This is a genomic window from Streptomyces sp. NPDC027189 (assembly GCF_055566975.1).
This window is the reverse complement of record NZ_JBVHRI010000003.1, coordinates 674,162-697,214: the sequence shown is the minus strand read 5'-3', so window position 1 is coordinate 697,214 and position 23,053 is coordinate 674,162. Positions and strand designations below refer to the sequence as shown.

The 23,053-nt window shown below is 70.9% G+C and carries 20 protein-coding genes; 14 read left to right on the top strand and 6 right to left on the bottom strand.

The genetic code is table 11. The features are described from left to right. Positions 1–85: 85 nt before the first annotated feature. Entirely contained in the window at positions 86–328 is a 243-nt protein-coding gene (locus tag ACZ4RZ_RS10985) for a hypothetical protein (RefSeq protein ID WP_467743661.1), read from the bottom strand. A 58-nt stretch (positions 329–386) separates the two neighbouring features. On the opposite strand from ACZ4RZ_RS10985, the gene map reads away from it, so the two are divergent. Together map and ACZ4RZ_RS10975 are read left to right on the top strand one after the other, a co-directional pair. Continuing rightward, complete coding sequence (gene map / locus ACZ4RZ_RS10980) at positions 387–1,244, top strand: type I methionyl aminopeptidase (protein WP_467743660.1); 858 nt, start codon at positions 387–389, stop codon at positions 1,242–1,244. Between the two features lie 185 nt (positions 1,245–1,429). Beyond that, positions 1,430–2,098: a biliverdin-producing heme oxygenase gene (locus ACZ4RZ_RS10975; protein ID WP_467743659.1), complete on the top strand. Its 669-nt coding sequence runs from the start codon at positions 1,430–1,432 to the stop codon at positions 2,096–2,098. 228 nt (positions 2,099–2,326) lie between these two features. On the opposite strand, the gene ACZ4RZ_RS10970 is transcribed toward ACZ4RZ_RS10975, so the two are convergent. Further along, positions 2,327–2,941, bottom strand: coding sequence for a hypothetical protein (locus tag ACZ4RZ_RS10970; protein ID WP_467743658.1), 615 nt, complete (start codon positions 2,939–2,941; stop codon positions 2,327–2,329). A 105-nt stretch (positions 2,942–3,046) separates the two neighbouring features. On the opposite strand from ACZ4RZ_RS10970, the gene ACZ4RZ_RS10965 reads away from it, so the two are divergent. The 3 genes from ACZ4RZ_RS10965 to ACZ4RZ_RS10955 all read left to right on the top strand — a co-directional run bounded on the left by ACZ4RZ_RS10965 (position 3,047) and on the right by ACZ4RZ_RS10955 (position 5,128). Continuing rightward, positions 3,047–4,120: a sialidase family protein gene (locus ACZ4RZ_RS10965; protein WP_467743657.1), complete on the top strand. Its 1,074-nt coding sequence runs from the start codon at positions 3,047–3,049 to the stop codon at positions 4,118–4,120. Positions 4,121–4,158: 38 nt separating this feature from the next. Next, a complete protein-coding gene (gene npdG, locus ACZ4RZ_RS10960; RefSeq protein ID WP_467743656.1) occupies positions 4,159–4,863 on the top strand; it encodes an NADPH-dependent F420 reductase in 705 nt (234 codons plus the stop codon). A gap of 76 nt (positions 4,864–4,939) precedes the next feature. Next, positions 4,940–5,128 carry a hypothetical protein gene (locus ACZ4RZ_RS10955; RefSeq protein WP_467743655.1) on the top strand — a complete coding sequence of 63 codons (189 nt, stop codon included), beginning with the start codon at positions 4,940–4,942 and terminating at the stop codon, positions 5,126–5,128. Here the strand turns inward: ACZ4RZ_RS10955 and ACZ4RZ_RS10950 are convergent. After that, positions 5,118–5,915 (bottom strand): site-2 protease family protein, encoded by a 798-nt coding sequence (locus ACZ4RZ_RS10950; RefSeq protein WP_467743654.1) that lies wholly within the window; start codon positions 5,913–5,915, stop codon positions 5,118–5,120. The genes ACZ4RZ_RS10955 and ACZ4RZ_RS10950 overlap by 11 nt on opposite strands. Positions 5,916–6,019: 104 nt before the next feature. Here ACZ4RZ_RS10950 and ACZ4RZ_RS10945 point away from each other — a divergent pair, with 104 nt between their 5' ends. Further along, positions 6,020–6,583, top strand: a complete 564-nt coding sequence (locus ACZ4RZ_RS10945; protein ID WP_467743653.1) for a DUF6578 domain-containing protein — start codon at positions 6,020–6,022, stop codon at positions 6,581–6,583. 14 nt (positions 6,584–6,597) lie between these two features. Continuing rightward, entirely contained in the window at positions 6,598–10,122 is a 3,525-nt protein-coding gene (locus ACZ4RZ_RS10940) for an AfsR/SARP family transcriptional regulator (RefSeq protein ID WP_467743652.1), read from the top strand. 45 nt (positions 10,123–10,167) lie between these two features. On the opposite strand, the gene ACZ4RZ_RS10935 is transcribed toward ACZ4RZ_RS10940, so the two are convergent. The 3 genes from ACZ4RZ_RS10935 to panB form a co-directional block, all read right to left on the bottom strand. After that, a complete protein-coding gene (locus ACZ4RZ_RS10935) occupies positions 10,168–10,992 on the bottom strand; it encodes an ABC transporter permease (RefSeq protein ID WP_467743651.1) in 825 nt (274 codons plus the stop codon). Beyond that, positions 10,989–12,026: an ATP-binding cassette domain-containing protein gene (locus tag ACZ4RZ_RS10930; RefSeq protein ID WP_467743650.1), complete on the bottom strand. Its 1,038-nt coding sequence runs from the start codon at positions 12,024–12,026 to the stop codon at positions 10,989–10,991. The genes ACZ4RZ_RS10935 and ACZ4RZ_RS10930 overlap by 4 nt, the downstream gene beginning before the upstream one ends. Before the next feature lie 455 nt (positions 12,027–12,481). Further along, positions 12,482–13,369 carry a 3-methyl-2-oxobutanoate hydroxymethyltransferase gene (gene panB / locus ACZ4RZ_RS10925; protein WP_467743649.1) on the bottom strand — a complete coding sequence of 296 codons (888 nt, stop codon included), beginning with the start codon at positions 13,367–13,369 and terminating at the stop codon, positions 12,482–12,484. A 205-nt stretch (positions 13,370–13,574) separates the two neighbouring features. Between panB and ACZ4RZ_RS10920 the strand changes: the two genes are divergently transcribed. The 7 genes from ACZ4RZ_RS10920 (at position 13,575) to ACZ4RZ_RS10890 (ending at position 22,866) form a co-directional block, all read left to right on the top strand. Beyond that, complete coding sequence (locus ACZ4RZ_RS10920; protein ID WP_467743648.1) at positions 13,575–15,170, top strand: MFS transporter; 1,596 nt, start codon at positions 13,575–13,577, stop codon at positions 15,168–15,170. Between the two features lie 97 nt (positions 15,171–15,267). Beyond that, positions 15,268–15,888 (top strand): TetR/AcrR family transcriptional regulator, encoded by a 621-nt coding sequence (locus ACZ4RZ_RS10915; RefSeq protein WP_467743647.1) that lies wholly within the window; start codon positions 15,268–15,270, stop codon positions 15,886–15,888. Positions 15,889–16,121: 233 nt separating this feature from the next. Then, entirely contained in the window at positions 16,122–17,159 is a 1,038-nt protein-coding gene (locus ACZ4RZ_RS10910) for an endonuclease/exonuclease/phosphatase family protein (protein ID WP_467743646.1), read from the top strand. 200 nt (positions 17,160–17,359) lie between these two features. Continuing rightward, a complete protein-coding gene (locus ACZ4RZ_RS10905; RefSeq protein WP_467743645.1) occupies positions 17,360–18,595 on the top strand; it encodes an MFS transporter in 1,236 nt (411 codons plus the stop codon). Positions 18,596–18,806: 211 nt separating this feature from the next. After that, entirely contained in the window at positions 18,807–19,253 is a 447-nt protein-coding gene (locus ACZ4RZ_RS10900; protein WP_467743644.1) for a hypothetical protein, read from the top strand. 145 nt (positions 19,254–19,398) lie between these two features. Continuing rightward, complete coding sequence (locus tag ACZ4RZ_RS10895) at positions 19,399–20,991, top strand: multicopper oxidase family protein (RefSeq protein WP_467743686.1); 1,593 nt, start codon at positions 19,399–19,401, stop codon at positions 20,989–20,991. Positions 20,992–21,111: 120 nt separating this feature from the next. Next, positions 21,112–22,866, top strand: a complete 1,755-nt coding sequence (locus tag ACZ4RZ_RS10890) for an NAD+ synthase (protein WP_467743643.1) — start codon at positions 21,112–21,114, stop codon at positions 22,864–22,866. Positions 22,867–23,053 lie beyond the last annotated feature (187 nt).

Here is a 23,053-nt window from a genome sequence, read left to right as displayed (position 1 = left end):
GCCACCCCATAGGGGTGTCTGGACGGAGGAGCCCACCCAACAGCCAGCTGGGCGCTACCTCCAAGCCCGGCCGTTCACGGCCGGGTCAAGTTGACTCGTCCTCGGCTCCCGGCGCCGCCCCCGTCGCGTCATGCCACTTGGGGTCGTTCTCCCACTCGAGGTTCCGCTCCCGGGCGGTCTCCATCGCGTGTTCCGCCTCCTGGCGGGAGGCGTACGGGCCGAAGCGGTCCTTGCCGGGGCACTCGGGGCCCTCCTCGACCTTCTTGTGCTCCAGGCAGTAGTACCACTCGCCGGGCTTGCCGACGGTGCGCTTCTTGAAGAGGGCCATGACCGGCTCCTTTCGCCACGGACATGGTCCCCCATGCCCGCTGGTTAGACTCGCTGGCATGTCTGGCCAGTCGCTGCTCGTACCAGGGGAGCTCTCTCCCACCCGTCCCGTCCCGGGAAACATCCGGCGTCCCGAGTACGTGGGCAAGCCCGCCCCCACGCCGTACACCGGACCGGAGGTGCAGACGCCCGAGACGATCGAGGCGATGCGGGTCGCCGGGCGGATCGCCGCGCAGGCGATGGCCGAGGCCGCCAAGCTCATCGCGCCGGGTGTGACGACGGATGAGCTGGACCGGGTGGCGCACGAGTACATGTGCGACCACGGGGCCTACCCCTCGACCCTCGGCTATCGCGCTTTCCCCAAGTCGCTGTGCACCTCCGTCAACGAGGTCATCTGCCACGGGATCCCCGACTCCACGGTCCTGCGGGACGGCGACATCATCAATCTGGACGTGACCGCGTACATCGGCGGGGTGCACGGCGACAACAACGCGACGTACCTGGTCGGCGACGTCGACGAGGAGAGCAGGCTGCTCGTCGAGCGGACCCGTGAGTCCCTCAACCGCGCCATCAAGGCGGTCAGGCCCGGCCGCCAGATCAACATCATCGGGCGCGTCATCGAGTCGTACGCGAAGCGGTTCGGGTACGGGGTGGTGCGGGACTTCACCGGCCACGGGATCAACTCGTCCTTCCACTCCGGGCTGATCATTCCGCACTACGACAGCCCGCACGCGACGACCGTCATCCAGCCTGGGATGACCTTCACCATCGAGCCCATGCTCACGCTCGGCACGCACGAGTACGACATGTGGGACGACGGCTGGACCGTCGTGACGAAGGACCGGAAGCGTACGGCCCAGTTCGAGCACACCTTGGTGGTGACGGACAGCGGGGCGGAGATCCTGACCTTGCCGTAGTCCCTCGCAGGACCCTCGTACATGCGAAAGCCCGCCTTGTCCACAGGGCGGGCTTTCGCATGTGGGCTTGACCGGAAATCGGGGTACGGTTTTACCGACAGGATGTCGGGAACTCATTGACTTAGGTAAGCCTAACCACAGAAGATTGTGGCGGCTCTCGTCCCCTCTTCGGCCCCGGAGGCATCATGAACGCGACGGACAGGTCGAGCACCTCCTTCTCGGCACTCATCCGCACCGCCTCGCACGAGCAGCACACGGAGGCGGAGGCCTCGACGTTCATGAGCGACCTGCTCGGCGGCCGGCTGGGCATCGAGGCGTACGCGCGCTACACCGAGCAACTGTGGTTCGTGTACGAGGCGTTGGAGGCGGACACCGAGCACTTGGCGGCCGATCCGGTGGCCGGGCCCTTCGTGCGGCCCGAGCTGTTGCGCCGCGCGGCCCTGGAGCGCGACCTGGCCCATCTCCGGGGCCCCGACTGGCGCGCGACGCTCACCGCCTTGCCCGCGACCCGGGCCTACGCGGCCCGCGTCACCGAGTGCGCCCGGAAGTGGCCCGGCGGCTATGTCGCCCACCACTACACCCGCTACCTCGGCGACCTCTCAGGCGGCCAGATCATCCGCAGCAGGGCCGAGCGGACCTGGGGCTTCGCCCGCAAGGGCGACGGCGTCCGCTTCTACGTCTTCCAGGACATCGCCAACCCGGCCGCGTTCAAGCGGAGTTACCGCGAGCTCCTGGATGGAGTCCAGGCCGACGACCTGGAGAAGCAGCGCATCATCGGGGAGTGCAAGCGGGCGTTCGCCCTGAACACGGCGGTCTTTCGAGCCCTCGGGGAAGAGTTCCCGCTGACGGCGTGAACGCTTTCCGGCCCGGTCGGCACTCTTCCAGCCTGTCATGGGGTGCCCCTGGTCGAGCGAAGCCGAGAACGTGGGCGAGAGAACGAGGCCGTTCAGGCCGAAACGTCGCCTCGAGGCGACGCGTGTTGTCCGCCGCAAGCGGCAAGGGAAACCGAGTCGGATGGACGGGCGGGAAAGGGCCGCGAAGCGGCGAGACCCCCCTCATCCGAAGACGAAGGCGGACGCGAGCTACCACCGCGCAGACGGCGGAGCCGTCAACTGATCCGCGAGCCGTGACAACCGGTCACGGAACCGCCGCCGCCCCCGCGGCGACGGCAGCGCGTTCTCCCCGGCCGCCGCGCTGACAAGATGCTGCACGGTATCGAGATCGAGCTTGGGCTCGGCCGGCACCGCGAGCGACTCGTGGGCCAGGGCCGGCAGCTCACGGTCCCCCGCGGCATCCCCCGCGGACAGCGCCAGCACCGTCGCCCCGGCCCGCCGCGCGTCATGCACCCGCTCCAGCAACGGCGCCCCGGGCGCGCCCGGCGACACCACAAGCAGCGTCTCCCCCCGCCGAGCCGCCTCGATTCGCCCCAGCCCCACCGCCAGGTGGGCCGGATCGGACTCCCGCGCCCCGTGCCGCACCAACGTCGGCGACAGCTCCGGCGTGCCCGACCACGCCGCCTCGTCCACGAGATGCGCGGCGAGATGCCACGGCTCGTACTCCTCCGTACCGACCAGCAGCAACCCGCCCCCGTACGACACCACGGACCCCCGCAGTGCCCCCGCGAACCGCCGCGTGGCCCCCAACCACTCGGTTCCGGCGAGCACTTCGCGCAACAACGCGACCCGTACGGCATCCATGCGCACGCATCCTGCCGCAACCGGCCTCTCGTGACCCGGAGTTCACCACGAATTCGCCCGAGCCGGGCAGAGGCCCGCATCAGCGGTCACACAAGGAGCCAGCCCATGACAGAAGCAAGCACGCCCTTCCGCGGCGGCCGCGAAGGCTACGCCAGCTTCCGGATCCCCGCGGTCGTCGCCACGGCCGCGGGCACGCTCCTCGCCTTCTGCGAAGGCAGGGTCGACTCCGCGCACGACCACGGCAACATCGACATCGTGCTGAAGCGGTCGTCGGACGGCGGCCGCACCTGGGGTCCGCTCCAGGCCGTCGCCAAGAACGGCGACAATCTGGCGGGCAACCCGGCGCCCGTCGTCCTCGACACCGGCCGCGTCCTCCTCGTACACGTCCGCAGCGCGGCCACCGCGAGCGAGGACGCCCTTCTGCGCGGCAAGGTGAAGGCGGCCGACGGGCGGCGTGTCTGGGTGCAGCACAGCGACGACGACGGGGTCACCTGGTCGAGCCCGAAGGAGATCACGGCGCAGGTGAAGAAGGCGAGTTGGCGGTGGTACGCCACCACACCCGGGCACGCGATCCAGCTCACCACCGGCCGCGTCGTCGTCCCCGGCAACCACACGCTCCCGCCCACCGGCACGGACAACGGCACCGAAGCGAAGTACAACAGCGGCCACTGCCTGCTCAGTGACGACCGCGGCGAGACCTGGTACCTCGGCTACATCGACGAGAACACCAACGGCTACATCAACGTGAACGAGACGACCGCGGCCGAACTCCCCGACGGGCGTGTCTACTTCAACACCCGCAACGACTCCCCGTCCCCCGGCAACCGCGCCGACGCCCACTCCCGCGACGGCGGCAAGAGCCTGGAGAAGCCCTTCCGCCCGCAGGCAGGCCTCGTCACGCCCGTCGTCCAGGGCAGCCTCCTGCAGCTCCGCGACCCCGACCTGCTCCTCTACTCGGGCCCCGCCGACCCCGCCTTCCGCGCCCTGATGACCGTGCGCGCCAGCACGGACGGCGGCACCACCTGGCGCCCCGCCCACACACTGGACGGGCTGCCCGCCGCGTACTCCGATCTCGTACGCGTCGATGCGAGGACCGTCGGCCTCCTCTACGAGACGGGCGACTTCGGCGCGTACGAGACGATCACCTTCCGCCGCATCCCGGTGACCGCCCTCACCTGACGCCCACAGCCGCGATCCGCGCACGTAAAGTCGGCCCCATGACCTCTAGTGACAGTGCACAGAAGGCCCCCGCCAAGGACCCCTGGGACCTTCCCGACGTGTCCGGGCTCGTCGTCGGCGTGCTCGGCGGCACCGGGCCCCAGGGCAAGGGACTCGCCTACCGGCTCGCCCGGGCCGGCCAGAAGGTGATCATCGGCTCGCGGGTCGCGGAGCGTGCGCAGGGCGCGGCCGAGGAACTCGGGCACGGCGTCGAGGGCGCCGACAACGCCGAGTGCGCGCGGCGCAGCGACATCGTGATCGTCGCCGTACCGTGGGAGGGCCACGGCAAGACCCTCGAATCGCTGCGCGAGGAGCTGTCGGGCAAGCTCGTCGTCGACTGCGTCAACCCGCTCGGCTTCGACAAGCAGGGCGCGTACGCGCTGAAGCCGGAGGAGGGCAGTGCCGCCGAACAGGCTGCCGCCCTGCTGCCCGACTCACGCGTCACCGCCGCCTTCCACCATCTCTCGGCCGTCCTCCTCCAGGACCCGGAGATCGAGGAGATCGACACCGACGTGATGGTCCTCGGCGAGGAGCGCGCCGACGTCGAGATGGTCCAGGCCCTCGCCGGCCGTATCCCGGGCATGCGCGGCGTCTTCTCCGGCCGCCTGCGCAACGCCCACCAGGTCGAGTCCCTGGTCGCGAACCTGATCTCGGTGAACCGGCGCTACAAGGCCCACGCGGGCCTGCGGGTGACGGACGTATAGCGGCTCACGGGCATGGGGGACACTGGACGCGCAGCACTCGTAAGTCGTCCGCATTGTCCGTCAGGAGCCAGCCCCCATGCCCCGCCTCGCCCTCTACGCGCTCGCCGTCTGTGTCCTCTCCGTCGCCGCGGCCGTCGTCTCCTTCGTCCAGGGCAGCTGGCTGGGGGTCGTCTGGTTGCTGCTGGCGGGCCTGTCGTCCAACATGACCTGGTACTACGCGCGGCGCGGCCGGGGCCAGGGCAAGGACAAGTCCGTCACGACCTGAGGCAGGCGTCGTTGTTCTCCTGCCAGAAGCGGTACAGCCACTGACCGCAGTCGGTTTCGCCCGGGCGGATGCCCAGGCCGCTCAGAACCGTGTCGATCGCGTCGAAGAACGCGATGTTCACCGACGGAATCCACAGGATCCCGAACACCGCCAGCAGCCCGAACGGCGCGAACGGCTCCACCTGGCGGCGGATGTTGTACGACAGCCAGGGCTCGATCACGCCGTAGCCGTCCAGGCCCGGTACCGGCAGGAAGTTCAGGATCGCGGCCGTGACCTGGAGCAGCGCGAGGAACGCCAGCGCGTAACGGAACGTGTCCGGGACGCCGTCCAGGGCGTGCAGCCAGAACGGTGCGGTGCAGACGACGGCGAAGAGGACGTTGGTCAGCGGGCCGGCCGCCGAGATCAGGCTGTGCTTCCAGCGGCCCTGGATCCGGTTCCGCTCGATGAAGACCGCGCCGCCCGGCAGACCGATCCCGCCCATGATCACAAAGATCACCGGCAGCACGATGCTCAGCAGCGCGTGCGTGTACTTCAGCGGGTTGAGCGTCAGATAGCCCTTCGCGCCGATCGAGATGTCGCCGCTGTGCAGGGCGGTGCGCGCGTGCGCGTACTCGTGCAGACAGAGCGAGACGATCCACGCGGCCGTCACGAAGAGGAACACGGCCACGCCGGGGACCTCGGCGAAACCGGTCCATGCCGCCCAGCCGGTCACCGCCATGACGGCCACGATCCCGACGAAGACGGGACTGATCCTCCGGTCGCTGCGGCGGTACGCGGCGGTGGTCATGGGGCTCCCTGGACTGCTGCTCACGGGGTGGGACTGCCCGACCGTACCGGGCTCATGCGGAAAACGTCTCGCGATCGGCCATTGGTTCCGGAGAGGGTGGGGACATGGGGCGATGGCGGGTCTTCTACGCGGACTGGCAGATGGAGTGCTGTGGCACACCGTTCTCGGTGGGGGACGAGGTGAGCTGGCCGCTGCTTTTGGGCTCTGCGGAGGATGTGCTCGGCGGGGGCTGGTTCGAGCAGCTCAGCAAGATCTCGGCGCCGGTGGAACGGGTGCATGACGAGGACGGGGTGATCCAGGTGCTGCGGGCGGACGACGGTCTCCTCGCCGCGCTGCACGGCGACCCCGTGGACGAATCCGGACTCGACCCCGGCCAGTGGATCCGCAGGCTCGGCCTGCTCACCGTCGAGCGGCACGGCATCGAGTGGCCCGAGACCACGGGTCGCGTCGGCGCCATCCACGTGGTGCACCAGGGCTACGTCGAGACCAGCCCCGACGCGCGCACCCTCTTGCCCGACCCGGAGGACCGCTCCCTGGAAGCCGTCGACAGTTGCCCGCAGCAGTTCGGCGGGGACTACGACGAGAGTTGTACGGAGTCGGGGGTGCGCCGCTTCCGCCGCCGGTCCGGTGTCCTGGTCGAACTCGCGGTACCGGACCCCCGCACCTGAAGCCACCGGAGACAATGGACCCCGTGCGCTACCGCATCCTCGGCACCACCCAGGCACTCCGCCCCGACGGCACGCCCGTCCCGGTCGGCGGGGCGCGGCTGCGTGCCCTGCTGACCGTGCTCGCGCTGCGGCCCGGACGGACCGTGCCCGCGGCCGTCCTCGTCGACGAGGTGTGGGACGGCGACCCGCCCGCGGACGCGCCCGGCGCGCTGCAGGCGCTGGTCGGGCGGCTGCGCAGGGCACTTGGGCCGGACGCGGTGCACTCGGTGGACGGCGGCTACCGGCTCGCCGCGGCGGCCGAAGACGTCGACCTGCACCGTTTCGAGCGCCTTGCGGGCGAGGGCACGCGTGCCCTCGCCGACGGCGACCCGGCGAAGGCGGCCGCGGTCCTCGACGACGCCCTCGCCCTGTGGCACGGTCCGGCCCTCGCCGACCTCCCGGACCGCACCGCCGAGACGGCCCGCTGGGAGACCCGCCGCCTCGACGTCCGCCGCGCCCGCCTCGCCGCGGCCCTCGCTCTGGGCCACGCCGAGGAGTCCCTGCCCGAGCTCACCGCTCTGTGCGATCTCCACCCCTTGGACGAACCTCTCCACGCCCTCCGTCTGCGCGCCCTGCGCGACGCCGGCCGCCCCGCCGAGGCCCTCGCCGCCTACGAGTCCGTACGCGCACTCCTGTCCGACCGCCTGGGCTCGGACCCCGGGCCCGAACTCCGCGCTCTTCACAGGGAGTTGCTGACGCCGGCCGATGGTCCCGCCGCTGCGGGCCGTGGACGTGGCCTCGGTCGCGGGTCGTACGGCGCGGGGGACGGGAGCACCGCCGGGCACCGCACCGCTCCGGACGGTTCCGGCGCCCGGAACGCCGGAGCCGCAGATCCGGCCCCCGGCGGAGGAGACGCGGTCCAGACCGTCGACCGGGACGGAGCCGGTGGGCAGGTTGCCGCACAGCCCGGCGCCTCCGGCCCGGCCGTCGGCGCCCCCGCCTCGGCCCTCGGCTCCGCCGCCCTTTCCCGTAGCCGCCCGGCGACCCCGCCCCCGGGCAACCTCCGCGCCCGCCTCACCTCCTTCGTCGGCCGCGAGGCCGACATCGATGCCATCCGGGGCGATCTCGCGGCGGCCCGGCTCGTGACGCTGCTCGGGCCCGGTGGGGCCGGGAAGACACGGCTGTCGCAGGAGGCGGCGGAGGCCGTGGCGTACGCGGCACGGGACGGGGTGTGGCTGGCCGAGCTCGCGCCGGTGGACGATCCCAAGGCGGTGCCCGAGGCCGTGCTCACGGCCGTCGGTGCGCGGGAGACCGTGCTGCGCGGTGCAGGTGCCGAGGAGATGAGGGCCGTGGCCGACCGGCACGACGATCCGCTCACCCGGCTCGCCGAGCACTGTGCCAAGCGGCGCATGCTGATCATCCTCGACAACTGCGAGCATGTCGTGGACGCCGCCGCCCACCTCGTCGAGGAGTTGCTGGAGCGGTGCCCGGAGCTGACCGTACTCGCCACCAGCCGTGAACCTCTCGGCGTACCAGGGGAGTTGCTGCGTCCCGTGGAGCCGCTGCCGGAGCCCGTCGCGCTGCGGCTGCTCGCCGACCGCGGGGCCGCGGCCCGGGCCGGCTTCCGGATCGACGCCGACGGCGAGACTGCTGCGGCGGCGGCCGAGATCTGCCGGCGCCTCGACGGGCTGCCGCTCGCCATCGAACTCGCCGCCGCCCGGCTGCGGATGCTCACCCCGCGCCAGATCGCCGACCGGCTCGACGACCGGTTCCGCCTGCTCACCTCCGGCAGCCGCACCGTCCTGCCGCGGCAGCAGACCCTGCGCGCCGTCGTCGACTGGTCCTGGGACCTGCTCGACGAGGACGAACGGGACGTGCTGCGGCGGCTGTCCGTCTTCGCGGGCGGCTGCGGCCTCGCCGCAGCCGAGGCGGTCTGCGGGCCCGCCGCGCTGGAAGCGGTCGGCTCGCTCGTCGACAAGTCCCTTGTCGTCGCGGCTCCTTCGGGTGAGGGGGAGATGCGCTACCGGCTCCTGGAGACCGTCGCCGAGTACGCCGGTGAACGCCTCGACGAGTCCGGCGACCGCCCCGCCGCCGAGCGCGCCCACCTCACGTACTACCGCGAACTCGCCCGCACCACCGACCCCGCACTGCGCGGCCCCGGGCAGGGCGCCGCGATCGCGCTCCTCGAGCGCGAGTACGAGAATCTGCGCACCGCTCTGCGGCACGCCGTCGCCGAGCGCGACGAGCAGGAGGCGATCTGCCTCGTCCTCTCGCTGTGCTGGTACTGGCAGATCCGCGACCAGCGCATCGACGCCCGCACCTGGTCCCGCGAGGTCATGGCCCTCGGCCCCGACCCCTTCGCGGCGCCTCTGCGCCCGGCCGTCCCGCTGCACGAGAGCTGCACGGCCGCCCCGCCGCCGATGCGCCCGGACGTCCTCGAAGAGGCCCGGCGCGGAGTGCACCTCGTCCATCTCGCCTGCATGGACATGGACTTGGAGAACTGGCAGACCCCGGAGGCCAAGGAGAAGCTGCGCATCATCAGCGAGACCTACCGGCCGGGCCTCCCGCAGACCTGCCGCAGCCCCGGCAACCTCTCGTTCTACGCCGTGCTGCTCACCGGCGACATGCAGCGGGTGCGCTCGGTCATCGACGTGTCGGTCGACACCTGCCGCGAACTCGGCCTCGAGTGGGAACTCGCCGTCGCCCTCCAGATGCGCGCCAACATCCTCGCCAACCGCGCCGACATGGTCGGCGACGCGACCCGCGACGCCGACGAGGCGCTGGAGATGTTCGCCCGGATCGGCGACGCCTGGGGGGCCGCCGAGGCTCTCTCCGCGCGCGGTGAGGCCCATGAGCGCAAGGGCGAGTACCGGGCCGCCGCCGCGGACTACTCGGAGGCGAGCACGTACGCCGAGCGGCTGGGTGCCCGCGCCCAGACGGCTGTGCTCACTGTCCGACTCGCCAGCATGTCCATCGAGTTGGGGGAGCCCGAACGCGGCGAGCGGATGCTGCGGGACGTGCTCGCGGAGGGCCATGGCGCCCAGAACGAGGCCATGCCCGCGGCCCGGCTCTTCCTCGCGATGTGGCTCGGCCGCACCGATCGGACCGCCGAGGCGCGCGAGCAGCTGCGGCTGCTGCGCGAGGACTTCGCGGCCAGCACCTTCGTGGTCTTCGACGGGTTCATGCTCGGTGTGGAAGCCTGGCTGGACACGGTGGAGGGGCGGCACACGAGCGCCCTGGAGAAGGCACGCAAGGCCATGGCGCGGTCCATGGACCCGCTGGCGCAGATGATCGCGCCGCACATGACCTCCGCGCATCTGACCACCGCCGCCATCGCCCTCACCGGCCTGGACGGCGCCGGCCGCGCCCGCGAGGCGGCCCGGCTCCTCGGCGCCGCCGACCACTTGCTGCCGCCGGGCCACTTCGCCGGCCCGATGGAGGACGAGGTGCGCACCCGGGCCGAGGCGGGCGTGCGGGCCGTACTCGACGACGCGGCGTACGAGGCCGCGTACGCCGAGGGCGGCGGGCTCTCCGCGGAGGAGGCCGCCGCCCTCATCTGACGCGGACCGGGGGCCATGGTCATGGCCGTCACTCGTGGCCGAACGTCAGTTCTTGGTACGGAACTTGTGGATCGCGATCGGCGCCATCACCACCGTGAGCAGCGCCGTCCACGCGAGGGTCACCCACAGGTCGTGCGCGACCGGGCCGCCCACCATCAGGCCGCGCGCGGTGTCCGCGAGCGAGGACAGCGGGTTGTAGTCGGTGAAGTTCTGCAGCCAGCCGGGCATGGTCCGGGGCGGCGAGAAGATCGACGAACCGAACTGCAGGGGCATCAGCACCAGGAAGCCCATCGCCTGCACGGACTGGGCGTTCTTCATCGTCACCCCGAGGACCAGGAAGATCCACATCAGGGCCGAGCCGAAAAGCGTGGCGAGTCCCACGGCGGCGAACAGGCCCGGCCAGTTCGTGATGTCGAAGCCGACCAGCACGCCGACGATCATGAGGATCGTCGTCGCGACGAGCATCCGCATCAGCTCCACCACGATCTTGGCGAAGAGCACGGAGCCCTGGCCGATCGGCAGGGTGCGGAACCGGTCCATCACGCCGGTCTGGAAGTCCTGGTTGAAGCCGGTGCCGACGGCCGTGGCGATGTTCATGCCCATCATCGCCATCAGACCCGGCACCACGTACTGCACGTACTCGTGCTGACCGCCGCCCAGCGACTGCCCGATGGAGCCGCCGAAGACGTACACGAACAGCAGGGTGAAGACGACCGGCATCAGGACGGCGTCGAACATCGACTCCGGGTCCTGGCGGATCCACAGCAGGTTGCGGCGGACCAGGGCGCCGATGTGGCGCGCGTGCGCGCGGGGCGAGATACGGGTGTCGCCCTTCGCGGCGAGGGGGGCTTCGACAACGGCGGTACTCATGCGGAGACCTCCTCGTAGGCGCGGGCGGGAGCGGCGTCCTGCGGGGCACTGGCCTTGTGGCCGGTGAGGGACAGGAACACCTCGTCGAGGCTGGGCAGTTCGGTGCTGATGGAGCTGATCGTGATGCCGCGCGCGGTGACCGCGCCGACCACGGCGGTGAGCTGTTCGTCGCTGAGGATCGGGACCAGGACGGTGCCGGTCTCGGTGTCCACGGCCGAGGTGGCGAGACCGGTGAGGCCCAGCTCGTCGAGCATGCCCGCGAGCGGACGCAGCTCCAGCGGGTCCACCGGGCGGATCCGCAGGGTGCGGCCGCCGACCTTCGCCTTCAGCTCGTCGATCCGGCCGCTGGCGATGACCTTGCCGCGGTCGATGACCGTCAGCTCGGAGGCCAGCTGTTCGGCCTCCTCCATGTACTGGGTGGTGAGCAGCACGGTGGCGCCGTCGGCGACCATGCGCTTGACCTCGTGCCACACCTCGTTGCGGGTGCGCGGGTCGAGGCCGGTCGTCGGCTCGTCCAGGTACAGCACGGCGGGCTGTCCGATCATGGAGGCGGCGAGGTCGAGGCGGCGGCGCATACCGCCGGAGTACGTGGACGCCGGGCGCTTGGCGGCCTCGGTGAGCGAGAAGCGCTCCAGGAGCTCGTCGGCGCGGCGGCGGGCGTCCTTGCGGGGCAGGTCGAGCAGCCGCCCGATCATGTAGAGGTTCTCCCAGCCGGGGAGCTTCTCGTCGACCGAGGCGTACTGGCCGGTGAGGCCTATGACCCGGCGCAGCTGGCGGGGCTGCTTCAGTACGTCGTAACCGGCGACCGTGGCGTGGCCGGCGTCGGGGGTGATGAGGGTGGACAGGCAGCGGACGAGGGTGGTCTTGCCGGCGCCGTTCGGACCCAGCACGCCGAGGACCGTGCCCTCGTGCACGTCCAGGTCCACGCCGTCCAGCGCCTTGGTCTCGCCGTAGTGCTTGACCAGCCCCCGTACGGTGACGGCGCTCTTGGCGCCGGCATCTTCTTGTCGGGGCTTCTTGTCGATTCGCGTCATGGGCATCAAGGTGCCAGCCGCCACCGACAAACCGCCTACAGCCGACCGACAGCCGCCGATATATCGCCGACGGGGGTGCCGTGTACCGCCGACGGGCGTGTCGTCGGCGCTTGTCCGCCGGTGGGTGGGCCGGGGCCGTGCCGGTACATCCGCCCCGTTGCCGGTGGCAGATCGGTTGGCTTTCATGGCTCGGCCTGTTGGCAACCACGTAAGCGACGGGGCATGTGATGTACCGGCACGGCCCCTTCCGTGCGTCGGCGACTGCGGGTGCACTGTCAGCCCGTCCGGCGTTTGAGGACGAGGCCGTTCAGGCTGATGCGGGGGGCTGGGGGCGGCAGCCCCCAGGTTCGGGACGGGTAGGGGCGGAGGGGGCGAAAAGCGTGACGGCGCCCCGAGGAAAAGGCGCAGCCCGCCGACGGGGGAAATCGGCGGGCTGCACTTGGTGCCGCAGTGGCTCAGTGGACGGAGTGCTCCTCGAGGGGGAACGTTCCGCCGACGACGTCCTCGGCGAACGCCTTCGCCGCGTTGCCCATGACCTCACGCAGGTCGGCGTACTTCTTCACGAACTTCGGCACCCTGCCACCGGTGAGGCCGAGCATGTCGGTCCAGACGAGGACCTGCGCATCGGTCTCGGGACCCGCGCCGATGCCCACCGTCGGGATCTGCAGCGTGCGGGTGACCTCGCCGGCCAGCTCCGCCGGGACCAGCTCCAGGACGACGGCGAACGCGCCCGCGTCCTGCACCGCCTTGGCGTCCCGCAGCAGCTGGTGCGCGGCCTCCTCGCCACGGCCCTGCACGCGGTAGCCCATGGCGTTCACGGACTGCGGGGTCAGGCCGATGTGCGCCATGACCGGGATGCCGGACTCGACGAGCAGTTCGATCTGGCGGTGCGAGCGCTCGCCGCCCTCCAGCTTCACCGCGCCGACCCCGGCCTCCTTGACGAGGCGGGTGGCCGAGCGCAGCGCCTGCACCGGGCCCTCCTGGTACGACCCGAAGGGCAGGTCGCCCACGATCAGGGCCCGGCTGGTGCCGCGTACGACCGCGGCGGACAGCATGGTCATCTCGTCCATGGTGACGGGCACGGTCGTCTCGTACCCCAGGTGGCAGTTGCCCGCCGAGTCGCCGACGAGCATGACCGGGATGCCGGCCTCGTCGAAGACGGACGCGGTCATCGCGTCGTAGGCGGTGAGCATGGGCCACTTCTCGCCGCGCTCCTTGGCGGCGGTGATGTCGCGCACCGTGATGCGGCGGGTGCTCTTGCCCCCGTACAGCGCCTTGCTGCTGTCGGTAGACGGGCGCACACCCTCCGCGGGCTGCTTCTGGACAGCCGAAAGCTGCGTCATCGCAACGGCTCCTTCTGTCATCTCGAGGCGCCCTTACGGCGTCCCCGGACCACATCCATGGTGGCACCTCGTGCCACGCGCGGCTAGAGCGGGTCGAGCGATCTACGTCTCGGCGCGCGGGGTCCCGTTATCTCTTGGTAAGTTCTCCGTAAAGTACATTCGATACGATACGGTTCCGTATCGAATCGCACCTAGGCTGGGCGCCATGACGACTTCCGCTCCTCCTGCCGATCGACGTGTGCCCGAGGCGGTGCATCGGCGCCGCTGGGCGATCCTCGGCGCGCTGATGCTCAGCCTGCTGATCGTGGTGCTCGACAACTCCATCCTGAACGTTGCGATCAAGACCATCTCGACCCCCGCGCCCACCGGCCTCGGCGCCACCCAGAGCGAGCTGGAGTGGGCCATCAACGCCTACACGCTCGTCTTCGCCGGACTTCTCTTCACCGCGGGCCTGCTCGGCGACCGGCTCGGCCGCAAGAAGGTGCTGCTCGCCGGTCTCGCCGTCTTCGGCATCGGGTCGGCGCTGGCCGCGGAATCCGGCTCGCCGGTGCAGCTCATCGTGTTCCGCGCGCTGATGGGCCTCGGTGCCGCCTTCGTGATGCCCGCGACGCTCGCCGTCCTGATGAACGTCTTCGAGCGCGACGAGCAGCCCAAGGCCATCGGCATCTGGGCCGGCGGCGTCGGCCTCGCCATCGCGATCGGCCCGATCACCGGCGGCATCCTGCTCGACCACTTCTGGTGGGGCTCGGTCTTCCTCATCAACGTGCCGATCGTGCTGCTCGCGCTCGTCCTGATGTTCTGGCTGGTCCCGGACTCGCGTGACCCGAACCCCGGCCGTGTCGACGCGATCGGTGTCGTCCTGTCGGTCATCGGGCTCGTCCTGCTGGTCTACGGCATCATCAAGGGCGGCCAGCTGGCCGACTTCACCGATGCGACGGTCCTCGCGACCATCGCGGCCGGACTCGTCGTGCTCGCCGGCTTCGTCGTCTACGAGAAGCGCAGCGACCACCCGTCCATCGACATCACGTACTTCAAGAACAAGGTCTTCTCCGCGGCGATCGCCGCCATCGCGCTCGTCTTCTTCGCGCTGATGGGTGTGACCTTCTTCTCCGTCTTCTACACGCAGAGCGTGCGGGGCTACTCGCCGCTGCAGACCGGCCTGTTGATGCTGCCGCTCGCCGCGGCCCAGATCATCTTCGCGCCGCGCGCCCGGCTCGTCGTCGACCGCTTCGGCAACCGGGCGACGTGTACGGCGGGGCTGCTGCTGATCGCCGCGATGCTCGCCGCGTTCGCCATCCTCGAGTCGGACACACCGATCTGGCTCCTCGAGGTCATCTTCTTCCTCATGGGCACCGGCATGGCGCACATCATGACCCCGACCAGTGTCGTGATAATGCAGGCCCTGCCGCGCGAGAAGGCGGGCTCCGCGTCCGCGCTCAGCAACACCTTCCGCCAGGTCGGCGGCGCCCTCGGCATCGCCGTCCTCGGCTCCGTCCTCTCCACGGCCTACCGCAGCGGCATCGAGGACAAGCTCGGTGTCGTCCCGGCCGGCCTGCGCCACACGGCGGGCGAGTCCATCGAAGCCACCCTCGGCGTCGCCGCCAAGCTCGGCCCCCAGGGCAAGGCCCTCGTCGCCCCCGCCAACGACGCCTTCCTGCATGCCATGCACGTCACCGCCCTGTGCGGCGCGGGTGTCGCGATCGTCGGCGCGGTCATCGTGGCCCTGTTCCTGCCGGGCCGGACCCCGGAAACCCAGAAGGGCGAGGAGGAAACCGAGTTGGTACCGGCTGGGGAGCACTGACCGGGCGTACGGGATCGCGGGCACCTGGCACCGGGTGCCCGCGGGCGCCGCACCCAAGGAGAATGAACGCCGGTCAACAAAGGAAAAGGAGTTCGATGTGAGCCTCGCGCACAGCCGAGCCGGGCATGAGGGGCCCGCCAGGGGGCGCCCCCGCAGCGAGGCCGTGGAGCGCTCGATCCTCGAGGGCGTCATGAAGCTCCTGGAGGACGGTGTACCGCTCGGGGACCTGTCCATCGAGCGCATCGCCCGCACCGCGGGTGTCGGCAAGGCGACCATCTACCGTCGCTGGAGCGGCAAGGAGGAACTCTTCGTCGACGTGCTGCGCGCCGCCGAGCCCACGGACCCCGAACTCCCCGGCACCTCGATGCGTGACGACCTCGTCGTCCTCCTGGAGTCGCTGCGCCAACGCGGCCTCATCAACCGCTCGTCGGCGATGCTGCACAACGTGTACGCCCAGATGAAGAGCAGCCCCAAACTCTGGAACGCGTACCACGCGACCGTCGTCGACCCGCGGCGCAGACTGGGCTACGAAGTCCTGCGGCGCGGACAGCAGAACGGCGAACTCCGTGAGGACGTCGACGTCGAACTGGTCAACGACATCTTCGTCGGCCCCATGCTCGTCCGCTCCGTCCTGCGCCCGGAGAGCGAACTTCCCGAAGACCTCGCGGAGCAGATCGTCGACACCCTGCTGGAGGGACTGCGGCCGACCAAGCCGTAGTTCCCCTGGTCCTGTCTGCTCCTGACGGGTCGTCTCGCTTGTTTCTGACGGGGCGAATGTGCGCGTTTCGTCACAGAGGGCGCGCTCCATGCCCGTATTCGGAACTCCGAACACGAAGTTGTACGTCCCCCTGCCCGTACGGCCGTCACAGGACGGCGAGAACGACACCGATCATCCCCTAGGGTCGTAGCCGAGGGGCAGACGGTGCGCACGGCAGGTTGTGAGGCGACGGTATGGCGCAGGCGTATATGACGGAGACGGGCAGCGGCGGCAGGGAGCCGGACCGCAGAGGGTCCCGGCTTCGGCGCCTGCTCGACGGCTGGCGCGGTGACCGCGGCATCTGGCGCCGCGGTCTGATCCTCGCCGCGCTCGCGGTGATCCTCGCCCTGGTGATGCTGCTGCACGCGCAGATCCCGAACACCATCGGCAACCTCGGCAGCCTCACGGAGACGTTCCTGCCCTGGCTGGGCCTGTTCGTCCCGATCCTGCTGATCCTCGCCTTCGTACGGAAGTCGGCGAGCGCCCTGATCGCGCTGCTGCTGCCCGCGATCGTCTGGCTGAACCTCTTCGGCGGGCTGCTCACCGACAAGACCGGCAGCGGCGGCGACCTCACCGTCGCCACGCACAACGTCAACGCCGACAACCCGGACCCGTCGGGCACCGCCCGCGACGTGGCCGCGTCCGGCGCCGATGTGCTGGCCCTGGAGGAGCTGACGGCCTCGGCGGTTCCGGTGTACGAGAAGGCGCTCGCGTCGACGTACAAGTACCACTCCGTGCAGGGCACCGTCGGACTGTGGAGCAAGTACCCGCTGACCGGCGCCCAGCCCGTGGACATCAAGCTGGGCTGGACGCGCGCGATGCGGGTGACGGTGACGACGCCGGCCGGGAAGGTCGCCTTCTATGTCGCCCACCTGCCCTCGGTCCGCGTGAAGCTGGAGGCCGGGTTCACCGCCCGGCAGCGCGACAAGAGCGCCGACGCGCTGGGCGAGGCGATCGCCGACGAGCCGATCAACCGGGTCGTCCTGCTCGGCGACCTCAACGGCACGATGAATGACCGCGCCCTCAACGCCGTCACCGCGCAGATGCGCTCCACGCAGGGCGCGGTGGGCAGTGGCTTCGGGTTCAGCTGGCCGGCGTCGTTCCCGATGGCCCGGATCGACCAGATCATGGTCAAGGGCATCGAGCCGGAGACCTCGTGGACCCTTCCCGGGACCGGCAGTGATCACCTTCCGATTGCCGCCCGCGTCAAGGTGGACGCAACCGCGTCTTAACCTCCTGGAATACTGGGCCTGAGAGAGTTTGTTCCCTAGCTGAACTTACAGCTGAACCCACAGCTCGACCCACGCGTCCCGTGCACATCGGTGTGCACGGGCGCGTCCATGCGCGTGCGTATGTCGTCCCTGCGCCTGCGCACGCCCATGGAAGACCGCTCGCCCCGCCGCACGTTCTCCGCTCCTCTGAAAGGCCCCTCATGCCCCTGGCCCTGCTCGCCCTCGCCGTGGGCGCCTTCGGCATCGGTACCACCGAGTTCGTGATGATGGGGCTGCTGCCCGACGTCGCGGACGACCTGCACATATCCATCCCCGCCGCGGGCCACCTGGTCTCGGCCTACGCCCTGGGTGTCGTGATCGGCGCCCCGCTGCTCGCGGCCGCCACCGCCCGCATGTCGCGCCGCAAGGTCCTGATCGCCCTGATGGGGCTCTTCGTGGCCGGCAACGCGCTCTCCGCCTTCGCCCCCGACTACCACTGGCTGCTGGCCGCCCGCTTCCTCAGCGGGCTGCCGCACGGCGCGTTCTTCGGCGTCGGCGCCGTCGTCGCCACGAACCTGGTCGCCCCCGAGCGCAAGGCGCGCTCCGTCTCGCTGATGTTCCTCGGGCTGACGGTGGCCAACATCGCCGGTGTGCCGGTGGCGACCCTCATGGGCCAGCACCTGGGGTGGCGTGCCACGTTCCTGGGCGTGAGCGCGATCGGCGTGGCCGCCATCGCCTCGCTCGCGCTCCTGATCCCACGTGATCACGCGCATGCCCCCACCGGCGGCCTGCGCGGCGAACTGGCCGCCCTGCGCTCCCTCCCGGTCTGGCTGGCCCTGGGGACGACGGTGGCGGGCTTCGGAGCGCTCTTCTCCGCGTACAGCTACATCACGCCGATGCTCACGGAGTCGGCCGGGTACGCCGACGGCAGCGTGACGTTGCTGCTGGCCCTCTTCGGCGTCGGTGCGACCGCGGGCAATCTGGTGGGCGGTCGCCTCGCGGACCACTCCCTGCGCGGCACCCTCTTCGGTGGCCTGGTGTCCCTCGTCGCGGTCCTCGCGCTCTTCCCGGTCCTCATGACCGCCCAGTGGAGCGCGGCCGTCGCGGTCACCCTTCTCGGCGTGGCCGCCTTCATCACCGGCTCGCCCCTCCAGCTGATGGTCATGGAGAAGGCCTCCGCGGCACCGTCCCTCGCGTCCTCCGCCAACCAGGCGGCGTTCAACCTCGCGAACGCCGGTGGTGCGTGGATCGGCGGGCTCGCTCTGGCCGCGGGCTTCGGGGCGACGTCTCCGGCGGTCGCGGGGGCGGGGCTCGCGGTGCTCGGCCTTGCCGTGGCCGGCGCCGCGTACGCCGTCGACCGGCGTCGGGCCGGTGTGCTCGCGGGGACTTCCGCGGGGGGCTCGGGGCGGCTTGTCGCGGCGCATGTGCCGCCGCGTGCGGAGCGTGTGGATCACTGACGGGTTGGGGGAGCGGGGGGTGTTCTCGCCCCCTCCGCCCCTGCCGGTCCCGTACCCGGGGCTCCGCCCCGGACCCGGTTCGCGCAGTTCCCCGCGCCCCATATCAGGGGCGCGGGGAACTGCGCAGTCTTTTGGCGGGGGTCTGGGGGCGGCAGCCTCCAGGGGACTCCCCGCCCGCACCCGGATACCCGGTGGGGGTAAGGTGTGGGGCATGGTGAAGAGAAGCCGGGCGCGCGAGGTGCTGCTGTTCGCCGCGCTGCTTCTCGGGATCGTGACGATGCACACGCTGGGGCATCCGGCCGCGCACGGCTCGGACCGGAGCTCCGGGTACTCCTCGCACGAGGGCTCCGGGGGCTACGGGCACTCCTCGTCCGCCATGTCGCAGACCATGTCCTCCCCGCCGGGTCACGCGCGGGAGCACACGACTGTCGCGTCGATGAACGCCGCCATGCCCCCCATGAACGCCATGGACCCCCTGTCCGTCTGCCTCGCCGTACTCGGCGGCGCCGCCCTTCTCCTGCTGCTCGCGGCGGCGCTGGGCACCCCGTGGGCGAGCGGCGCCACGCAGCCCGCGCGCGCACGGCTGCTGCGTGCCCTGTGGCCCCACCCGCCCCCGCGGCGAACCCTTCTCTCCCGTCTGTCGGTGCTGCGCATTTAGGCGGGCGCACCGGCTGCTTCGGGCTGCCCGTTCGGAGGTGGGAACCTCCGGGCGTCGAGCGGTGTACCAGAAGCAGCGGACGCGCCCATCCGCACGCAACATCACCACGACGAGGTGTTACTCAGTCATGCGCACCACCACACCCATGCGCACTCACACGCGCCGCACCGTCCTCGGTGCGGCGGTCGCCGTCGCCGGGACGGGGATTCTGTCCGCCTGCTCCGGGGCCGGTCACGCGGGCCACGGGGGGAGCGGGTCCACCGGCGGTTCGAAGGGGTATGTCGACCCGGCGGGCCGCGAAGTCGCCGCCGCCGAGAAGAAGCGGGGCTCGGGCCCCGTCCGGAAGGTGCGGCTCACCGCCACCGAGGCCGCCCTCGATCTGGGCGGCCGTACGGTCAAGTCCTGGGCGTACGGCGGCGACCTGCCCGGCGAGGCGGTCCGCGTCACCGCCGGGGACACCCTCGCCCTCACGCTCGCCAACCATCTCCCGGAGGCCACGTCCCTGCACTGGCACGGGATCGCCCTGCGCAACGACATGGACGGCGTACCCGACCTCACCCAGCGGGCCGTCAAGCCGGGCGCCGACTTCACGTACCGGTTCACGGTGCCGCACCCGGGCACGTACTGGTTCCATCCGCACTCCGGAACCCAGCAGGACCGCGGTCTGTACGCCCCGCTGATCGTGGAGGACCCCAAGGAGCCCCTGTCGTACGACAAGGAGTGGGTGGTCGTCCTCGACGACTGGGTCGACGGGGTGGACGGGTCCACCCCGGACGCCGTGCTCAAGCAGTTGAGCGGCGGCATGGGCATGGACATGGGCGACGACGGGGGCATGGATCACTCCGGGCACGACATGTCCAACATGTCCACAAGGGGTCAGGAATCGCCCTCGCCCGGTCCCTCCCGCCTGCTCATGGGTTCCGAGAGTCAACTGCTGGGCGGCGACGCCGGTGACGTCGCGTATCCGTACTACCTGGTCAACGGGCGTACGGCGAAGGCGCCTTCGGTCTTCCGGGCGCGCCCCGGGGACCGCGTCCGGATCCGGATCATCAACGCGGGCGGCGACACCGCCTTCCGCGTGGCCCTCGGCGGGCACGAGATGACGGTGACGCACACGGACGGCTTCCCGGTGCGGCCCGCGAAGACGGACGCGCTGCTGCTCGGCATGGGCGAGCGGTACGACGTCCTCGTCACCGTCAAGGACGGCGTCTTCCCGCTGACCGCGCTGGCCGAGGGCAAGAAGGAGTCGGCGCAGGCGCTGCTGCGGACGGGCGGAGGCGCGGCGCCCGCCGGGTCCGTGCGGCCGAAGGAACTCGACGGGCGGCTGCTGACGGCGGACAAGCTGCGGGCCGACGCGTCCGTGGCGCTGGCCGAGAAGGAGCCGGACCGCACGGTGAAGCTGCAGCTCACGGGCGGGATGGAGAAGTACGACTGGGCCTTCGACAAGAAGCCCTACCGTGCCGGGGCGGGTCAGCGGCATCCCGTCCGGGCCGGGGAGCGGGTGCGGCTCGTGTTCTCCAACTCCACGAGCATGTGGCACCCCGTCCATCTGCACGGGCACACCTTCGGCCTGGCCAACGTGGTGGGCGGCCCGCGCAAGGACACCGCGATCGTGCTGCCGAACGGGACGCTGACGGTGGACTTCGACGCCGACAATCCGGGGCTGTGGATGATCCACTGCCACAACGTCTACCACTCGGAGGCGGGGATGATGACCGTGCTCGGTTACCGGAGCTGAGGCGCCGGATCCGGCCCGCCGGGCCCTGAGGGCGGGGCGTCTCCACGCCGGTTTCCACGCCGGTCTCCACGTGGGGCGCCCCACACCCCATTGTGTCGCTCTGACGATTACACTGGGCCCGTGCCTCAACTACGCCTCGCCCTGAATCAGATCGACTCGACCGTCGGCGATCTCGCCGGCAACGCCGAGGCGATCCTCCGCTGGACCCGGCACTCCGCCGAGCAGGGAGCGCATCTGGTGGCGTTCCCCGAGATGGTGCTGACCGGGTATCCCGTGGAGGACCTCGCCCTGCGGCCGTCCTTCGTCGAGGCCTCCCGCGCGGCGCTGCACTCGCTGGCAGCCCGGCTCGCCGACGAGGGCTTCGGGGAGCTGCCGGTGATCGTCGGCTACCTCGACCGGTCCGAGACCGCGCAGCCGAAGTACGGGCAGCCGGCCGGCGCCCCGCAGAACGCCGCCGCGGTGCTGTACGGAGGCAGGGTGGCGCTGACCTTTGCCAAGCACCATCTCCCCAACTACGGCGTGTTCGACGAGTTCCGGTACTTCGTGCCCGGCGACACCATGCCGGTCGTGCGGGTGCACGGGGTCGATGTCGCCCTCGCCATCTGTGAGGACCTCTGGCAGGACGGCGGGCGCGTGCCGGCCGCCCGTTCCGCCGGGGCCGGGCTGCTGCTGTCCATCAACGCCTCGCCGTACGAGCGCGACAAGGACGACACCCGCCTCGAACTGGTCCGGAAGCGGGCCCAGGAGGCCGGGTGCACCACCGCCTATCTCGCGATGATCGGTGGGCAGGACGAGCTGGTCTTCGACGGGGACTCGATCGTCGTCGACCGGGACGGTGAAGTCGTCGCGCGGGCGCCGCAGTTCGCCGAGGGTTGCGTCGTACTGGACCTGGATCTGCCGGCTGCCGCCGCCTCACCCGTGGAAGGCGTGGTGGACGACGGGCTGCGGATCGAGCGGCTCGCGCTCTCCGAGGAGCCGCTGCCCGCGTACGAGGCGGAGCTCGCCGGGGGGTACGCGGAGCGGCTGGACGACGACGAGGAGGTCTACTCGGCGTTGGTGGTCGGGCTGCGGGCGTACGCGGCGAAGAACGGGTTCCGGTCGGTGCTGATCGGGCTGTCGGGCGGCATCGACTCGGCGTTGGTGGCCGCCCTCGCGTGTGACGCGCTGGGCGCGCAGAACGTGTACGGCGTTTCGATGCCGTCGAAGTACTCGTCCGACCACTCCAAGGGCGACGCCGCGGAGCTGGCGCGGCGGACGGGGCTGAACTTCCGGACCGTGCCGATCGAGCCGATGTTCGACGCGTATATGTCGTCGCTGGGGCTGACGGGGCTGGCCGAGGAGAACCTTCAGTCCCGGCTGCGGGGCACGACGCTGATGGCCATCTCCAACCAGGAGGGGCACATCGTGCTGGCGCCCGGCAACAAGTCGGAGCTGGCCGTGGGGTACTCGACGCTGTACGGCGACTCGGTGGGGGCGTACGGGCCCATCAAGGACGTGTACAAGACGTTGGTCTTCCGGTTGGCGGAGTGGCGGAATCGGGCGGCGGTGGAGCGCGGGCAGACGCCGCCGATTCCGGAGAACTCGATCATCAAGCCGCCGAGTGCGGAGTTGCGTCCCGACCAGGTCGACACCGACTCGCTGCCGGACTATCCGGTGCTGGACGCGATTCTGGAGCTGTACGTCGACCGGGACCAGGGCGCCGACGCCATCGTCGCCGCCGGGTTCGACCGGGAGCTGGTGGTCAAGACGCTCCGTATGGTCGACACGGCGGAGTACAAGCGGCGCCAGTATCCGCCGGGTACCAAGATCTCCGCGAAGGGCTTCGGCAAGGACCGGCGCCTCCCCATCACCAACCGCTGGCGCGAACACGCGTAACGGTTTCGGCTGCGGGCCGGTGGGGGCTTGTCGCGCAGTTCCCCGCGCCCCTTTCGGGGGCGCGGGGAACTGCGCGATCTTTTAGGGGGGTCTGGGGGCGCAGCCCCCAGGGACGATGGGGGTCCCCCCGCTCGAGCGAAGCCGAGAGTAGCGAAGCCGAGAGTGGGGGAGGGCAGGGGCGGAGGGG

Bases quoted from the DNA above. Each gene is read 5' to 3' on its own strand.
- ACZ4RZ_RS10910 (WP_467743646.1), top strand. From the start codon at position 16,122: ATGGCGCAGGCGTATATGACGGAGACGGGCAGCGGCGGCAGGGAGCCG.
- ACZ4RZ_RS10930 (WP_467743650.1), bottom strand. From the start codon at position 12,026: ATGACGCGAATCGACAAGAAGCCCCGACAAGAAGATGCCGGCGCCAAG.
- ACZ4RZ_RS10895 (WP_467743686.1), top strand. From the start codon at position 19,399: ATGCGCACTCACACGCGCCGCACCGTCCTCGGTGCGGCGGTCGCCGTC.
- ACZ4RZ_RS10950 (WP_467743654.1), bottom strand. From the start codon at position 5,915: ATGACCACCGCCGCGTACCGCCGCAGCGACCGGAGGATCAGTCCCGTC.
- ACZ4RZ_RS10945 (WP_467743653.1), top strand. From the start codon at position 6,020: ATGGGGCGATGGCGGGTCTTCTACGCGGACTGGCAGATGGAGTGCTGT.
- ACZ4RZ_RS10935 (WP_467743651.1), bottom strand. From the start codon at position 10,992: ATGAGTACCGCCGTTGTCGAAGCCCCCCTCGCCGCGAAGGGCGACACC.
- ACZ4RZ_RS10985 (WP_467743661.1), bottom strand. From the start codon at position 328: ATGGCCCTCTTCAAGAAGCGCACCGTCGGCAAGCCCGGCGAGTGGTAC.
- ACZ4RZ_RS10970 (WP_467743658.1), bottom strand. From the start codon at position 2,941: ATGGATGCCGTACGGGTCGCGTTGTTGCGCGAAGTGCTCGCCGGAACC.
- ACZ4RZ_RS10905 (WP_467743645.1), top strand. From the start codon at position 17,360: ATGCCCCTGGCCCTGCTCGCCCTCGCCGTGGGCGCCTTCGGCATCGGT.
- ACZ4RZ_RS10900 (WP_467743644.1), top strand. From the start codon at position 18,807: ATGGTGAAGAGAAGCCGGGCGCGCGAGGTGCTGCTGTTCGCCGCGCTG.
- npdG (WP_467743656.1), top strand. From the start codon at position 4,159: ATGACCTCTAGTGACAGTGCACAGAAGGCCCCCGCCAAGGACCCCTGG.
- ACZ4RZ_RS10940 (WP_467743652.1), top strand. From the start codon at position 6,598: ATGGACCCCGTGCGCTACCGCATCCTCGGCACCACCCAGGCACTCCGC.
- panB (WP_467743649.1), bottom strand. From the start codon at position 13,369: ATGACGCAGCTTTCGGCTGTCCAGAAGCAGCCCGCGGAGGGTGTGCGC.
- ACZ4RZ_RS10920 (WP_467743648.1), top strand. From the start codon at position 13,575: ATGACGACTTCCGCTCCTCCTGCCGATCGACGTGTGCCCGAGGCGGTG.
- ACZ4RZ_RS10965 (WP_467743657.1), top strand. From the start codon at position 3,047: ATGACAGAAGCAAGCACGCCCTTCCGCGGCGGCCGCGAAGGCTACGCC.
- ACZ4RZ_RS10975 (WP_467743659.1), top strand. From the start codon at position 1,430: ATGAACGCGACGGACAGGTCGAGCACCTCCTTCTCGGCACTCATCCGC.
- ACZ4RZ_RS10955 (WP_467743655.1), top strand. From the start codon at position 4,940: ATGCCCCGCCTCGCCCTCTACGCGCTCGCCGTCTGTGTCCTCTCCGTC.
- map (WP_467743660.1), top strand. From the start codon at position 387: ATGTCTGGCCAGTCGCTGCTCGTACCAGGGGAGCTCTCTCCCACCCGT.